Genomic DNA, 14,474 nt, shown 5'->3' with positions numbered 1-14,474 from the left:
TTCATTGGTTGGCAGGGAGGTGACAAGGATCAGCTCAGCAAATGATCCTTGTGCAGGCCCAGCACGATCAGCAGACCGAGAAAGTAGAAGGCGCTGAGCTTGATGCCGAGGATGGCCAACAGTCCGGCGCAGAGCCGGACAACTGCCTTGTGCAGCCATGAACCCGTGAAGCGGTACATGATCACTCTACCGATTCGGTGCTGGCGAATTCCGGCACCTTGGCCATGGCATCCAGCACGACTTGAATGCCGGCGCCCGGTTTGCAGGCGTTCTCGCTAAGGTGACGACGCCAGGCACGGGCTCCCTGCATGTTCTGGAACAGGCCCAGCATGTGGCGGGTCATGTGGGAGAGATAGTTGCCTTTGGCCAGCTCCTGCTCCATGTAGGGAAGCATCATTCGCACCACTTCATGGCGGCTCGGGATCTCGCTCGTCAGACCGAACAGCTGGCTGTCTACCTGCGCCAGTATGTAGGGGTTCTGGTAGGCCTCACGCCCCATCATGACCCCATCCACCTGCTGCAGATGTTCCAGCGTTTGCTCGAGGCTGGTGACACCGCCGTTGAGGGCTATGGTCAGTTCGGGATAATCCTGTTTGACCCGATAGACGCGGGGATAGTCGAGTGGCGGTATCTCGCGGTTTTCACGTGGGCTCAGACCACTGAGCCATGCCTTGCGGGCATGGACGATAAAGGTATCGCAACCGGCATCGCGCACCTGCTCGATAAAGGCCTGCAAAAATTCGTAGGAGTCCTGATCGTCGATACCGATCCGGGTCTTGACCGTCACCGGGATATCGACCGCATCGCGCATCGCCTTGACGCAGTCGGCCACCAGCGCCGGTTCACCCATCAGGCAGGCACCGAAGCGGCCATTTTGAACCCGATCTGACGGGCAGCCGACGTTGAGGTTGATCTCGTCATAGCCGCGCTCCCGGGCCAGCTTGGCGCAGTGGGCCAGATCCGCCGGATTGCTGCCACCCAGTTGCAGAGAGACGGGGTGCTCCTGCTCGCTGTAACCCAGATAATCTCCTTTGCCATGGATGATGGCACCGGTGGTCACCATTTCGGTATAAAGCAAGGTCTGGCGGGTCATCAGACGGTGGAAATAACGGCAATGCCGATCGGTCCAGTCCAGCATGGGGGCGATGGAAAAACGCTGCGCCTGCATAAAAATCATCCGGGTTGGCTAAACAAAGGGGCGGGATTTTATCACAACGTGAGGCAGCCCCAGAAAATGAATTTTGTCGCCGCGCCATGCGAGGCCCTGTGGTAGTATCCGGCTAATAGAAAGGGTATTTGCGTGATCATGAATCAAGACCAACTTTTACAACGAGCCGAACGACTCTGCGAACAACGCGGGATCCGCTTCACCCCTACCCGGCGCCAGGTATTCACTCTGCTGGCCGCCCACGGCAACGCCATTAGCGCCTATGATCTGCTGGCTCAACTGCAGCAAACCGAGGCTCATGCCAAGCCGCCGACTGTCTATCGAGCGCTCGATTTTTTGCTCGAGCAGGGTTTTGCCCACAAGGTGGAGTCGCTCAACGCTTTCATATTCTGCTGTCATTTTGACCATGCCCATCCGATGCAGTTGCTTATTTGTGACGAGTGCGGGGATGTGGTAGAGCTTCATGACACTGCCATCGATAGCGCGTTTTCCGAGCAGGCCCATCAGCATGGTTTTACTATTACCAATAAGACAATAGAGGCACATGGACAATGTGCTCGCTGTACGCCCACTGTAGGAAGTCATCATGAAGGCTGATTTTGTAAACCCATTCCTGCTTTCCCTGCTCAATGTGCTTTCTACCATGGCACAGCTGGAGCTCAGACCAGGGAAACCCAAGCGCAAGATGGACGAACTGGCGCGCGGCGATGTCTCTGGTCTTATCGGCATGGTCGGTCCGCAGACCCGGGGTTCCCTCTCCATCAGTTTCGAGAAGGGACTGGCACTGGAGATCATGCGCCGCATGCTGGGTGAAGCTCCGGCGACCATCAACGAAGAAGTGACCGACATGGTGGGCGAGATCACCAACATGGTGACCGGCGGCGCCAAGCGCATGCTGGGAGAGAAGGGCTACGAGTTTGATATGGCGACCCCCATCATAGTTTCGGGCCCCAACCACACTATTACCCACAGGGCCGACGGCACCAAAATCATGATGCCGTTCGAGTCAGACTACGGTCGGGCCACCATCGAAATCTGTTTCGAGTAATCCTATGTGGAAAGTGCTGAAATGGCTTGTCATCGGCGGGGTCTTGCTACTCATATTGTCTGATGTCCAGATCAACACCTCGCTCTACAAGTACGATGACAACAAGGTGGTGGTGAGTTTTCCGCGCTGGCAGGCAGACAGGCCCTGGGGCACGTTTCAGTGGCATGCCGGTCGGATCGAGACGCGCTGGTATGGCCTGGAAGGCAAACCCAAACCGGTAGTCCCGCTGCTTTGATGTTGTGGTGACGGATCAGAGAAAAGAGAGAGGCCAGCATATGCTGGCCTCTTTTTATATCGGAACAAATTGTTGTCAGGCGGCTTCGGCAGCCAGCTTCTCGCTGGAGCGCACCGCCATGCCCAGGCCACAGGCCAGCAGGGTCGGCAGCAACCAGGCCAGGCCCTTGTCAAACAGTGGCAGGAAGGCAAAGGCATCCATCTTCATGCCGGCAGCACCCAGACCATCCAGGCAACCGAACAGGAATGCCACCAGCAGTACGCCACGGAACACCAGGCGAGGGCGCCCGAAGTATCCCTTCAGGAAGGTGACCAGCACCAGAGCCACTGCGACCGGATAGATGGCGACCAGCACAGGGATGGAGAGGCTGATAAGTTGGCTCAGACCCACGTTGGCGACGATGGCGCAGATGGTACCCAGCAGGACAACCAGCTTCTTGTAGCTCATGCCAGTGAGATTGTGGAAGAAGTCGGAGCAGGCGGAGATGAGACCCACTGCGGTAGTGAAGCAAGCTAGGGTGATGATGCCGGCCAGAATGAACTGACCCGGTTGACCGAACAGGCTCAGCACATAGGCGTTCACGATGGCGCCGCCATTGCTGACGTCGGTGGCAACCCCGGCTGCGGTATTACCCAGCTGGAACAGGGAAATATAGACCACGGACAGACCGATGGCAGAGATAACACCCGCAATGGCCAGATACTTGAACTGGCTCTTGTAGTCGTTGATCCCCTTCTGGCGCAACAGATCGATGATGAGGGCGCCAAACATCAGGGAAGCCAGGGTATCCATGGTGTTGTAGCCTTCCAGGATCCCCTTCACGAACGGGCCCTCGAGATAGTCACCGGTGGCGCTTGGCATTGTGCCTTGCGGCGCGACGAAGACGCCGACGGCCAGGGTCAGCAGCAGCACCATCAGCAGTGGCATCAGGTACTTGCCGATGTTATCCATCAGCTTGCCCTGATTGAGGGAGACCAGTATGGCAATGCCGAAGAAGATCACTGTATAGGCGGCAAGACCGGCTTGACCCATATCACCGATAAAGGGCTTGAGGCCCATTTCATAGGCCACCAGACCGGTACGGGGAGCAGCAAAAGCCGGGCCAATGATGATGTAGATGGCCACGGCCAGTGCGGTTGCCAGACCGGCAGGCAGCAACTTGGTCATGCCAGCCCAGCCATTGCCCGCTTTGGCGACGGCAATGATGGTGATGAGGGGCAGGCCCACGGCTGTGACCAGGAAGCCCAGCATGGCAAGGGAGAGGTGCTCACCTGCCATGTAGCCTGCCAATGGCGGGAAAATGATGTTACCGGCGCCCAGATAGAACGCAAAGGTCATGAAGCCCAATCCGAGTACATCGGATAATGTGAGTGATTTCGTCAAGTTCAACCTCGTCTGTCTTGTAAACTATTGCTTGTTATAGTTTTTTATTGGTCAGTGACCGGCGTTGTTCAGGGGTAAAAAAAAGGAGCCCCGCGTGTTTTTTCATCACAACCAGTGGTTTGAGCTGGTCTGGAGCGGGCGCTCGTTTGAGAGTCAGCATAATGGCGTGAAAAAATAGTTCAAGACGAAATTTACATCTTCAAATAGAAGGGGTGGGTCAGTTGGATGTATCTGTCGGAATAGGCTCCCCCAGCAGAATGGATCACAATCTCACCCTGCTCACACCTGTTTAATCCTCTGCCAAGTAGCAATAAAACACGATTTGCCTCTTTCCCAGCTCTGGTGATAACAGCTGTATAACAAACCCCATGCAGATCATAATTTGCCGAGATGCATAAAATTTCATCGGCCATGGCGGTCGGCAACACCAGCGCGACTTGTCCGACAGGGGTCAGCAAGCGATCGCATGCGGCCAGCAGATCCCGGCTGTCGAGGGAGCCTGTGTGTCGAGCCAGTGCCCTTGCCGGGTCGCGCAGCGACTGGCCTGCCCCAAAGTAGGGGGGGTTGGAGACGATGAGGTCATAGGGGATCGCCTGATAATCCTGAATGGCGCCCTCCATGATGTTGATCCGGGTTGCCCAGGGGGAGGCCGCCACATTCTCTCTGGCCTGAGTCGCTGCATTCATATCCAGCTCCACCGCATCTATGATGCAGTCGGATCTGCTGCGTTGGGCCAGCATGAGTGCAACCAGGCCGCTACCGGTACCTATGTCCAGCACCCGGCGGGTGTCGGCCACCGGTGCCCAGGCGCCCAGCAGTATGCCGTCCGTGCCGACTTTCATGGCGCAGCGGCCGTGCTCGACGTGAAACTGTTTGAAGGTAAAGCCGCTGTTTCGTCCCATCTGACCCCTGCCATATGCCAGTTACACACAAAATGGTCGGCGATTATAGCGACTAAGCCACAGTCACCATAGGAGCCGACGGCATAATCGCCTATAATCTGCCGTTTCCTTAATGACCGAGTATTGCCATGAGCCAGTCCTTTGATGATTTCGACCTGCATCCAGCCCTCAACCGGGCCTTGGCCGAGATGGGATTCACCCGCCCGACCACCATCCAGCAGATGGTGTTGGAGCCAGCCCTGGACGGCCGCGATATTCTGGCATCCGCTCCAACCGGTACCGGCAAGACGGCGGCCTTCGTGCTGCCTGCCCTGCAACATCTGCTGGATTTCCCGCGCCGCAAGCCGGGCCCGTGCCGCATGCTGATCCTGACTCCGACCCGCGAGCTGGCGTTGCAAGTTACTGCCCACGCCAAGGCGCTGGCGGTGCACACCAACCTCAGCATCGAGACCATCATTGGCGGCGTCAGCCACGAAGAGCAGCTGCCTGCCCTGACCAAGACCACCGACATAGTGGTCGCGACTCCGGGCCGTCTGCTCGAGTACATAGATAAAGAAGAGTTCGAGAGCCATGACATCGAAGTGCTGGTGCTGGATGAAGCGGACCGCATGCTGGACATGGGTTTTGTCAAGGATGTGAATCGGATAGTGGCGGAGGCGCGGTATCGCAAGCACACCATGCTGTTCTCTGCGACCCTGGAAGGGGCCGGGCTGGAGAAGTTTGCCAACGAGATCCTCAACGAGCCGGTAGAGCTGCATGCCGAGCCGCCCCGCAGCGAACGTCGCCCAATTACCCAGTGGGTACATCTGGCCGATGACGCCGCCCACAAGCTGGCCCTGTTGATCCACATCCTCAAGGATCCGGAAACCCAGAAAGCCATCGTCTTCGTCAGAACCCGCGAGCGCCTGGCCGAACTCTCAGGCCAATTGCAGGCTGCGGGTATTCCATGTGCCTGGATCCGTGGCGAGATGGAACAGAGCAAGCGTGTCGAGTCGATCCGCAAGTTCCATGCAGGGGAAGTCCCCTTCCTCGTTGCCACCGACGTTGCCGCCCGTGGGATTGACCTGCCCAACGTCAGCCATGTCATCAACTACGACATGCCCTATGGTACAGACGTCTATGTGCACCGCATCGGCCGTACCGGTCGTGCCGGCAACCGTGGTTGCGCCATCAGCCTGGTGGAAGCTCACGACATGGGCATGGTCGCCAAGATTGAGCGTTACACCGAAGAGCGTCTCAAGCGCCGGGTGATCGACGAGCTGCGTCCCAAGCACAAAGAAGCACGAGTGCCGGTGAAGAAGAAAAAGCCGAAGGATGGCAAGAAGAAGAGTGCCAAGAAGAAAAAGAAGTAAGCCATACCTGCAGCAACGGCCATCCTCGGATGGCCGTTTTGCCAAGTGGATCCTGGATGGGGGAGTAGCGCGGGAATCGCGCGCAGAAAAAAGCCGACGTATAGACGTCGGCTGATAAAAAGTGCTTACAACAGAGGATTCACGTATTCAGACCCGGGGATCCTGAATTTGGTTCCCTCTTTCTGTAATTAATTTTCGGCACGTTTAAACATCAGGGTATGAGCGTCAGACTCTTCTGGCACGAAGTAGTAACCATCGACGTTGAAACCTGTCAGTTGCTCAACCGCGGTCAGCCTGTGTTTGATGATGTGGCGGGCCATCATGCCGCGTGCCTTCTTGGCGTAGAAGCTGATGATCTTGAACTGGCCATTCTTCTCGTCCTTGAACACAGGGGTGACGATCCTGCCCTTCAGGGCTTTCGGTCGTACCGACTTGAAATACTCGTCAGAGGCCAAGTTGATCAGCACCTCGTCCCCCTGCGCTGCCAGCGCTGCATTGATGTGCTGGGTAATCACATCCCCCCAGAACTGGTAGAGGTCCTTGCCGCGACTGTTATCGAGCCGGGTCCCCATCTCCAGCCGATAGGGCATCATGAGATCGAGCGGGCGCAGTACGCCGTAGAGGCCGGAGAGCATGCGAAGGTGCGCCTGGGCAAAGTCGAAATCCCCGTCGCTGAAATCTTCTACCGCAAGCCCTGTGTAGACATCTCCCTTGAACGCAAGCAGCGCCTGGCGGGCATTGTCCGGATGGAAGTCAGGTTGCCACTGGGCAAAACGGGCGGCGTTGAGGCCAGCCAGCTTGTCGCTGATCTTCATCAGGCTGGCGATCTGGTCCGGTGTCAGCTGGCGGGCCCGGGTGATCAGCTCAGCCGAGTGATCCAGCAATTGGGGTTGGGTGAAACGGGGGGTCACCAGAGGTGACTCGTAATCCAGCGTCTTGGCCGGTGAAACCACAATCAGCATAACGATCCTTTATAGCGGTGACACACGTCCCTCATTCATCCAGGGTGACGTTGTCGAGTGTGCCTGCACCCATTTGCTCACGGCCGGACAGTTTGATCAGCAGTCGCAGGTCGTTGGCCGAGTCGGCATGGGCAAGGGCCTCACTGTAGCCAATTTGGCCGGCACAAAACAGGGTAAACAGCGCCTGATCGAAGGTCTGCATGCCAAGCTCGGTGGACTTGGTCATCACCTCCTTGAGACGATGAACCTCGCCTTTGCGGATGATATCCGTGATGAGCGGCGTGTTGAGCAGCACTTCAAAGGCCGCAAAGCGGCGGCGACCATCCAGGCTTGGCACCAGTTGCTGGGCGACGATGGCACGCAGGTTGAAGGAGAGATCGAACAGTAACTGGCGGTGTTTCTCCTGCGGCACCAGATGGAGGATGCGATCCAGCGCCTGGTTGGCATTGTTGGCGTGCAGGGTCGCGAGGCAAAGATGACCTGTCTCGGCAAATTGCAGTGCGAACTCCATGGTTTCCTGGCTTCGGATCTCGCCGATGAGGATAACGTCAGGTGCCTGGCGCAGGGAGCTCTTCAGCGCCACATCGAATGATTCCGTATCTATACCCACTTCCCGCTGGGTGATCAGGCTGCGGCCGTGCTGATGCACGAACTCCACCGGATCTTCCACCGTCAGGATATGGCCATCCGCATTCTGGTTGCGATAGCCGATCATGGCTGCCTGAGTGGTGGACTTGCCCGTTCCGGTGGCACCGACGAACAGCACCAGGCCGCGTTTGGCCATGGCCACCTCCTGCAAGATGGGCGGCAGGGTCAGTTCGTCGAAGGTTGGAATGCGGGTCTCGATACGGCGCACCACCATGCCCGGCAGCTCCTGCTGCCAGAAGGCACTCACCCGAAAGCGTCCCAATGCCTCGCGGTGGATGGCGTAGTTGCCCTCTTTGGTGCGGATGTATCGCTCGAAATGCTCAGGGCTGAGCGTTTCCCTGACCAGGGTCAGCGCGCTCTGCTTGTCGAGCGCTTCGCTGCCGAGGGAGAACAGATGCCCGTTGATCTTGAGGGTGGGGGGCGTACCAACCGTGATGAACAGATCCGAGCCTTTGCGTGCGACCAGCTCGGCCAACAGGGCATCCAGATTCATAACGACTCCTTCCTTAGATTCGTTTTTCATTGTGGTTACACGCTATTGGGGTCGACCGCCTTGGCCTTGGCATCGAGTGAGGCGACCACACCACGGCTGACCAGCTGCTTGAGACTCTGATCCATGGTCTGCATGCCGTGGGTCATCCCGGTCTGGATCACGGAGTAGAGCTGGGCGATCTTGTCCTCACGGATGAGGTTGCGCACAGCGGGTATGCCCATCATGATCTCGTGGGCCGCCACCCGGCCGCCACCAATGCGCTTGAGCAGGGTCTGGGAGATAACCGCCCGCAGGGATTCGGAGAGCATGGATCGCACCATGTCTTTCTCCGCACCGGGGAAGACGTCGATGATACGGTCTATGGTCTTGGCTGCCGACGAGGTGTGCAGGGTGCCAAATACCAGGTGGCCGGTTTCGGCGGCAGTCATGGCCAGACGAATGGTCTCGAGGTCACGCATCTCGCCCACCAGTATGATGTCCGGGTCTTCCCGCAGTGCCGAGCGCAGGGCGTTGCTGAAGCTCTTGGTGTCCCTGTGAACTTCCCGCTGGTTCACCAGACAGCGTTTGTTCTCGTGCACGAATTCGATGGGGTCTTCGATGGTGAGTATGTGGTGATGGAAGTTCTCGTTGATGTAGTTGACCATGGCCGCCAGTGTGGTGGACTTGCCCGAGCCGGTCGGCCCTGTCACCAGTACCAGGCCGCGCGGGTATTCGGAGATCTTGCGGAAGATTTCGGGAGCATCGAGATCCTCCAGGCTCAGCACCGTGCTGGGGATGGTACGGAATACGGCCCCCGAACCGCGGGATTGCTGGAAGGCATTGACCCGGAAGCGGGCCAGATTGGGGACTTCGAACGAGAAGTCGACCTCGAAGTTCTCTTCCAGTTCCTTGCGCTGGTGGTCGTTCATGATGTCGTAAATGAGGGCATGCACTTCCCTGTGTTCCAGGGCGGGCAAATTGATCTTGCGAACCTCACCATCAACCCTGATCATCGGGGGAACCCCGGCCGAGAGGTGTAGATCCGAGGCTTTATGCTTTACACTGAAAGCCAATAACTCTGTGATATCCATAGACTTGTCATTCTCCCATCACAAGATCACTAACGAAATATGAGCCAGATTGCCCAGCACCTGCTTCAGGTAAAGGAACGTATTGTACAGGCCGCTCGCCAGGCGGATCGCTGTGTCGATCACATCAACCTGCTTGCGGTCAGCAAAACCAAGCCGCTTGAGGCCATTCGCGAAGCTTATGCCGCCGGTCAGCGACGCTTCGGTGAGTCCTATGCCCAGGAAGCGGCGACCAAGATAGATACACTGCGCGAGCAAGCCGTCTGTACAGACATAGAGTGGCACTTTATCGGCCCCTTGCAATCGAACAAGTCCAGGCTGGTGGCCGAACGGTTCGACTGGGTACAGAGCGTGGATCGTGACAAGCTGATCGAGCGTCTCAACAACCAGCGTCCAGCCGGGTTGGCGCCGCTAAATATCTGTCTGCAAATCAATATTAGCGGAGAGAGCAGCAAATCCGGAACGTCGGAGCAAGAGATTTTCCGGCTGGCCGAGCTGGTCTCCCACAGTGAAAGGCTGGTATTGCGGGGGCTGATGGCCATTCCGGAACATACCAGTGACGAAGCGGTATTGGCTGCCCAGATGGTGCGCATGCAGACTCTGTTCACCGAGCTTGCGCAACAATACCCGAGCGTCGATACCCTCTCGATGGGGATGACCGAGGATCTCGAACTGGCCATCGCCCATGGCAGCACCATGGTGCGGGTCGGTACCGCCATCTTCGGTGCCCGTGACTATTCATAAGCAAGACCACCTGATGCAATATGGAACCCTCGCCGTTATCGGTGCAGGCAGTGCAGGTGTTTGCAGCCATTTCATCCACAGGAGTGTTTGATGCAGCAGAGAATCCTCGCCTTTATCGGCGCAGGCAATATGAGCCGCAGTATCATTGCCGGCCTGATCCAGGCGGGTTATCCGGCCGAGCGTATCATCGCCGCCAATCCCAGCCGCCCCAAGCTGGATGCGCTGGCCAGCGACTACGGCATTCGCATCACCCAGAATAATGCCGAGGCGGCCCGCGAGGCCGACGTCATAGTGCTGGCGGTCAAGCCCCAGCTGATGGCGGGCATGCTGAGTGCGCTGGTCGGTGAGCTGGGGTCCCTTGAGGGCAAGCTGCTCATCTCCATCGCGGCCGGCATCAAGGTGGCGCGTCTTGGCGAGATGGCGGGCGGTCACGCTCGCATCATCCGCACCATGCCCAATACCCCTTCTCTATTGGGGTTGGGTATGACGGGTCTCTATGCCCCACCCGGGATTGAGCAAGCCGATCGCGACGTTGCCGAGCAGATGATGCAGGCCGTGGGCAAGACCCTCTGGACAACGCAAGAGTCCGGCATCAATGGCGTGATAGCGGCGGCCGGCAGTGCACCTGCCTACTTCTTCCTGTTCATGCAGGCGATTGCCGAAGAAGCGGAGGCCATGGGCTTCAGCCCCGAGCAGGCCCGCCTGCTGGTGCAGCAGACAGCTCTTGGCGCCGCCGCCATGGTGGAGCAGAATCCAGATTTGTCGCTGCAAGCCCTGCGCGAGCAGGTGACCAGCAAGGGGGGCACCACAGCCGAGGCCATCAAGACATTCCAGGAGCAGGGGCTGATGCCGCTGACCGCTCACGCCATGCAGGCAGCCGTTGCACGGGCTGCCGAGATGGAAACTCTTTTCTGAACACTCTTCTCTTACCGCTGGAGCTCAGATGAACACCGCTTACTTTCTGATTAACACAATTTTTGATATCTACCTCATGGTGGTGCTGCTGCGCGTCTGGTTGCAGTGGGCCCGCGCCGACTTCTACAACCCCATGAGCCAGATGGTGGTCAAGGTGACCAATCCGCTGGTGATACCGCTGCGCCGGGTCATCCCTGGCTTCGGTGGGGTGGACATGGCCTCGGTGCTGCTGGCGATTATCATTGCCTTCGCCAAACTGGCACTGCTCAAGAGCATGAACGTGCTGCTGGCCGACTGGCTCACCATCAGCCTGTTTGCCGCCCTGACAGTGCTGAAAAAATCGGGTTCCATGATCTTCTGGGTACTGCTGATCCGCGCCATCCTGAGCTGGGTCAGCCAGGGTCGCAACCCCATCGAACACGTGATGCACCAGCTGACCGAGCCCTTCTTGGCCCCTATCCGCCGCATCCTGCCCGCTCTGGGCGGGCTGGATCTTTCCGTGCTGGTCGCCTTTATCGGGCTGCAGGCCATCAACTATCTGCTGGGTGATCTGTTCGGCCAGCTGTGGTGGATGATTTGATGCCAGCCGTCCTGCGGGAAGGGGATGAGCTGATATTGCATCTGATGATCCAGCCCAAGGCGAGCCGGGATCAGATCGTCGGATTGCACGGAGACGAGTTGAAAGTGGCCATCACGGCGCCGCCGGTGGATGGCCAGGCCAACAGCCACTTGATCAAGTACCTGGCCAAGCAGTTCAAGGTGGCCAAGGGACAGGTTCGCATAGTGCGCGGGGAGCTGGGACGGCACAAGACGGTTGCCATCGAGTCGCCCAGGCAGATCCCCGCCGAGATCCATGCCCTGCTGGAGACTCAGGGATAACACGAGAAGGATGACACCATGAAAACAGCCTGGATAAGCTGCCTGCTGGCACTGCTGATGACGTTACCGCTGCGGGCGGAACAAATGAAGGAGCTAGGGCCCTGGCAGGTGCACTACAGCGCCTTCAACTCCAGCTTCCTTACTCCGGACGTGGCCAAGGCCTACGGTCTGGAGCGCAGTCGCTACAACGGCATCATCAATATCGCTGTGCAGAACAAGCAAGGGGTGGCACAGGCGGTGGGGATCACGGGCGAGGCCAAGAACCTCACCGGCACCCTGCGCACCCTGACCTTCCAGGAGGTCAAGGAGGGGGACGCCATCTACTATCTGGCTGTGCTGCCCTATCGCAACCAGGATACCTACCAGTTCACCTTGAAGATCATGGGGGAGGGGCAGCAACAGACGCTCACCTTCCAGCAGACCTTCTACGTCGACTGAGGCAAGTGTCTCGTTCGATAAATGAAAAAGCCCCGAACTCAGGTTCGGGGCTTTTTCATTCGGCTGATTCAGCTGGCGGGCGTGAAGTCGTGGATCTCCCCCGGTCTCGGGTTGAAGCGGGGGTCCTGATCCTGGTGATGCGTCGCCCACTCCATGGCCTGACAGAAGCTCTCCTGCTTGGCAAATTCGTCGCGCATCTGATCGATGGCCCGCTCGGCCAGGCGTCGCTTCATCTTGCTGGCATTGCGATCGCTGAATTGCTGGTGCTGGGTCAGCATCCAGTCCGTGAACGCCTGACGGCATTGTGACTCGCTTGCAGCGTGGGCAGGCAGTGTGACCAGCAGGGGGATCATCAATAAGAAACGCATAACAAACCGGATAAGAGAGTGAGGGTTGATGGAAAGGGCGGCATTTTATGCCTAAAACGTGAGCATGAACAGCCCTGAATAGGGGCCAGTCAGGCTGGCCCCCGCATGATCAGTGCTTGATGAGGTAGAGCTGGCGGCTATAGGCCACGTCTTCCGGGTTGTTGATGGGATACCCCTTGAGCCAGGGTTTGATCAGCCGTGCATTGGTGTACTGATAGATGGGGGCGATCGGCGCCTCATCTTGCAAGATGGACTCGGCTTCGTCGAACAGGCGGGCTCGCTCACCGGGATCCCGGCTCTTGGCTGCTTGAGTCAGGATCTCGTCATAGCGTGCGTTGGCGAAGCGTGCCATGTTGCCACTGTGCCGGGAGCCCCACAGGCCGAGGAAGGCGGAAGGATCGTTGTAATCGGCCACCCAGGAGGAACGGATCACCTCGAACTGACCGCTCTGGCGGCTGTCGAGATAGGTTTTCCACTCCTGATTGGTGAGCTCGACTTGCGCCCCCAGTTTCTGCTTCCACAGGTTGGCGATGGCCAGCGCCATTTTCTTGTGGATTTCGGCGGTGTTGTAAAGCAGGGTCAGCTTGAGCGGCTTGGCCGGGCCATAGCCCGCCTCTTGCAGCAATGCTCTGGCCCTGGCATCGAGATCTTGCTGGCTGGTGCTGGAGAGCAGGTTGGCCTTGGGTTCAAAATCGGCCGTCACATCCGGCGTGAAGCGATAAGCCGGTTTCTCGCCAGTGCCCAGTACCTTGGCGGCAATGAGGCCGCGGTCGATGGTGTAGGAGAGCGCCTTGCGCACCCGCACATCGTTCAGCGGTGGCAGCTGGGTATTGAAGGCGTAGTAGTAGGTGCCGAGTTGATCCGGGGTATGGACCTCACCCGGGATCTGCTGCATCAGCTTGTGATACTGCTCCTTGGGGAAGGATTCCGTGATGTGCAGATCCCCTGCCAGGTAGCGATTGGTGGCAGCGGTTTCCTGGTTGATGGGGACGAAGGTGACCTTGGTCAGCACTGTATGAGCCCTGTCCCAGTAATGGGGATTGGGGGCCAACTCCAGCTTCTCGTTCACCACCCGTTGGCTCAGCACGAAGGCGCCGTTGCCGACCAGCTTGCCCGGCTGGGTCCACTGGTTGCCGTACTGTTCCATGCTTGCCTGATGCAGGGGTGACAGGCTGGGGTGGGTCAGCAGGCTCAGAAAATAGGGCACAGGCTGGGAGAGGGTCACCTGCAGCGTGTGCTCGTCGAGGGCTTTTACCCCGAGCGCCTCGGGCGGCAGCTTGCCAGCCACTATCTCGTCCACCTTGGTGAAGTGAGCCAGCTGGGCAAACCAGGCGAAGGTGGCGGCCTCCTTTGGATCAACCAGCTTGCGCCAGCCGTAGACGAAGTCGGCAGCCTTGACCTTGTCACCGTTGGACCAGCGTGCATCCGGTCGCAAATGGAAGGTAAACTGCTGATTGTCCTTGTTGTCCCACCGCGTCGCGACGCCGGGCAGCACCTTGCCATCCGGCCCCTGGGTCAGCAGCCCCTCGTAGAGGTCTCGCAATACCTGCAGTTCGGGCAGGCCGACCAGCTTGAGCGGGCTCAGGCTTGCCGGTTCGTCTTTCAGGTGACGCACGACGGCCTGTTCGGCGGCGAGTTGGGTGCCGGGCGGAACATCGGCGGCCTGGACACAGGCACAACCCAGCAGGGCCAGCAAGGGACTCCATCCTTTCATGGTTAATCCTTCAAATAGTGTGAAGCGGGGAGAAAACTCGGCGAGAAATGATCGCCGGCAGACGGGAAATCATGATATCCCCTTTGCTGGTCAGACCGCCAGTGTGAGTCCCTGGAATTCAGGGACGGTATGGAACCTAACTTGACCCGCTGATCTGC

At 58.4% G+C, this 14,474-nt stretch carries 18 protein-coding genes; 9 read left to right on the top strand and 9 right to left on the bottom strand.

All coding sequences use genetic code 11. The annotated features are described in order from the left end of the window. Window positions 1–29: 29 nt before the first annotated feature. Together GWQ27_RS14280 and dusA are read right to left on the bottom strand one after the other, a co-directional pair. Window positions 30–179 (bottom strand): hypothetical protein, encoded by a 150-nt coding sequence (locus GWQ27_RS14280; protein ID WP_021140465.1) that lies wholly within the window; start codon window positions 177–179, stop codon window positions 30–32. Window positions 180–181: 2 nt separating this feature from the next. After that, window positions 182–1,168, bottom strand: a complete 987-nt coding sequence (gene dusA / locus GWQ27_RS14275) for a tRNA dihydrouridine(20/20a) synthase DusA (protein WP_275907614.1) — start codon at window positions 1,166–1,168, stop codon at window positions 182–184. A gap of 138 nt (window positions 1,169–1,306) precedes the next feature. On the opposite strand from dusA, the gene zur reads away from it, so the two are divergent. The 3 genes from zur to GWQ27_RS14260 are packed head-to-tail and all read left to right on the top strand — an operon-like array spanning window position 1,307 to window position 2,451. Continuing rightward, window positions 1,307–1,765, top strand: a complete 459-nt coding sequence (gene zur, locus GWQ27_RS14270) for a zinc uptake transcriptional repressor Zur (RefSeq protein ID WP_265463167.1) — start codon at window positions 1,307–1,309, stop codon at window positions 1,763–1,765. Beyond that, window positions 1,755–2,216, top strand: coding sequence for a chemotaxis protein CheX (locus GWQ27_RS14265; protein WP_005320452.1), 462 nt, complete (start codon window positions 1,755–1,757; stop codon window positions 2,214–2,216). Before zur ends, GWQ27_RS14265 begins: the two co-directional genes overlap by 11 nt. Window positions 2,217–2,220: 4 nt before the next feature. Next, window positions 2,221–2,451 carry a hypothetical protein gene (locus GWQ27_RS14260; protein ID WP_265463166.1) on the top strand — a complete coding sequence of 77 codons (231 nt, stop codon included), beginning with the start codon at window positions 2,221–2,223 and terminating at the stop codon, window positions 2,449–2,451. 75 nt (window positions 2,452–2,526) lie between these two features. Here the strand turns inward: GWQ27_RS14260 and brnQ are convergent, their stop codons facing one another. Continuing rightward, entirely contained in the window at window positions 2,527–3,840 is a 1,314-nt protein-coding gene (brnQ, locus tag GWQ27_RS14255) for a branched-chain amino acid transport system II carrier protein (protein ID WP_265463165.1), read from the bottom strand. A gap of 185 nt (window positions 3,841–4,025) precedes the next feature. Then, on the bottom strand, window positions 4,026–4,736 hold the full coding sequence (locus GWQ27_RS14250; protein WP_275907613.1) for a methyltransferase: 711 nt from the start codon (window positions 4,734–4,736) through the stop codon (window positions 4,026–4,028). Between the two features lie 128 nt (window positions 4,737–4,864). Here GWQ27_RS14250 and srmB point away from each other — a divergent pair, with 128 nt between their 5' ends. Further along, window positions 4,865–6,088 carry an ATP-dependent RNA helicase SrmB gene (srmB, locus tag GWQ27_RS14245; RefSeq protein ID WP_005320462.1) on the top strand — a complete coding sequence of 408 codons (1,224 nt, stop codon included), beginning with the start codon at window positions 4,865–4,867 and terminating at the stop codon, window positions 6,086–6,088. Between the two features lie 188 nt (window positions 6,089–6,276). Here the strand turns inward: srmB and yaaA are convergent, their stop codons facing one another. Genes yaaA through tapT form a run of 3 tightly spaced genes read right to left on the bottom strand, consistent with a single transcriptional unit; the run spans window position 6,277 to window position 9,261 of the window. Next, on the bottom strand, window positions 6,277–7,050 hold the full coding sequence (gene yaaA, locus GWQ27_RS14240; protein ID WP_169047363.1) for a peroxide stress protein YaaA: 774 nt from the start codon (window positions 7,048–7,050) through the stop codon (window positions 6,277–6,279). Window positions 7,051–7,081: 31 nt separating this feature from the next. Next, entirely contained in the window at window positions 7,082–8,191 is a 1,110-nt protein-coding gene (gene tapU, locus GWQ27_RS14235; RefSeq protein ID WP_087757149.1) for a type IVa pilus ATPase TapU, read from the bottom strand. 35 nt (window positions 8,192–8,226) lie between these two features. Then, window positions 8,227–9,261: a type IVa pilus ATPase TapT gene (gene tapT / locus GWQ27_RS14230; RefSeq protein WP_005320466.1), complete on the bottom strand. Its 1,035-nt coding sequence runs from the start codon at window positions 9,259–9,261 to the stop codon at window positions 8,227–8,229. A 39-nt stretch (window positions 9,262–9,300) separates the two neighbouring features. Between tapT and GWQ27_RS14225 the strand changes: the two genes are divergently transcribed. The 5 genes from GWQ27_RS14225 (at window position 9,301) to GWQ27_RS14205 (ending at window position 12,234) form a co-directional block, all read left to right on the top strand. Then, window positions 9,301–10,002 carry a YggS family pyridoxal phosphate-dependent enzyme gene (locus tag GWQ27_RS14225; RefSeq protein ID WP_059169416.1) on the top strand — a complete coding sequence of 234 codons (702 nt, stop codon included), beginning with the start codon at window positions 9,301–9,303 and terminating at the stop codon, window positions 10,000–10,002. A 90-nt stretch (window positions 10,003–10,092) separates the two neighbouring features. Continuing rightward, window positions 10,093–10,917, top strand: a complete 825-nt coding sequence (proC, locus tag GWQ27_RS14220; RefSeq protein ID WP_275907612.1) for a pyrroline-5-carboxylate reductase — start codon at window positions 10,093–10,095, stop codon at window positions 10,915–10,917. Window positions 10,918–10,945: 28 nt separating this feature from the next. Further along, window positions 10,946–11,497, top strand: coding sequence for a YggT family protein (locus GWQ27_RS14215; RefSeq protein WP_275907611.1), 552 nt, complete (start codon window positions 10,946–10,948; stop codon window positions 11,495–11,497). Beyond that, window positions 11,497–11,796, top strand: coding sequence for a DUF167 family protein YggU (yggU, locus tag GWQ27_RS14210; protein ID WP_005320479.1), 300 nt, complete (start codon window positions 11,497–11,499; stop codon window positions 11,794–11,796). Before GWQ27_RS14215 ends, yggU begins: the two co-directional genes overlap by 1 nt. Before the next feature lie 18 nt (window positions 11,797–11,814). After that, on the top strand, window positions 11,815–12,234 hold the full coding sequence (locus GWQ27_RS14205; protein WP_005320482.1) for a DUF4426 domain-containing protein: 420 nt from the start codon (window positions 11,815–11,817) through the stop codon (window positions 12,232–12,234). Between the two features lie 68 nt (window positions 12,235–12,302). On the opposite strand, the gene GWQ27_RS14200 is transcribed toward GWQ27_RS14205, so the two are convergent. Then, window positions 12,303–12,602, bottom strand: a complete 300-nt coding sequence (locus GWQ27_RS14200; protein WP_011899099.1) for a hypothetical protein — start codon at window positions 12,600–12,602, stop codon at window positions 12,303–12,305. Between the two features lie 109 nt (window positions 12,603–12,711). After that, on the bottom strand, window positions 12,712–14,316 hold the full coding sequence (locus tag GWQ27_RS14195) for an ABC transporter substrate-binding protein (protein WP_058395313.1): 1,605 nt from the start codon (window positions 14,314–14,316) through the stop codon (window positions 12,712–12,714). Window positions 14,317–14,474 lie beyond the last annotated feature (158 nt).

The organism is Aeromonas sp. 5HA1 (assembly GCF_029237245.1).
In the GTDB taxonomy this organism is placed as follows: domain Bacteria; phylum Pseudomonadota; class Gammaproteobacteria; order Enterobacterales; family Aeromonadaceae; genus Aeromonas; species Aeromonas salmonicida.
The sequence above is the reverse complement of the archived record's forward strand: the minus strand, read 5'-3'. Positions and strand labels throughout refer to the sequence as shown.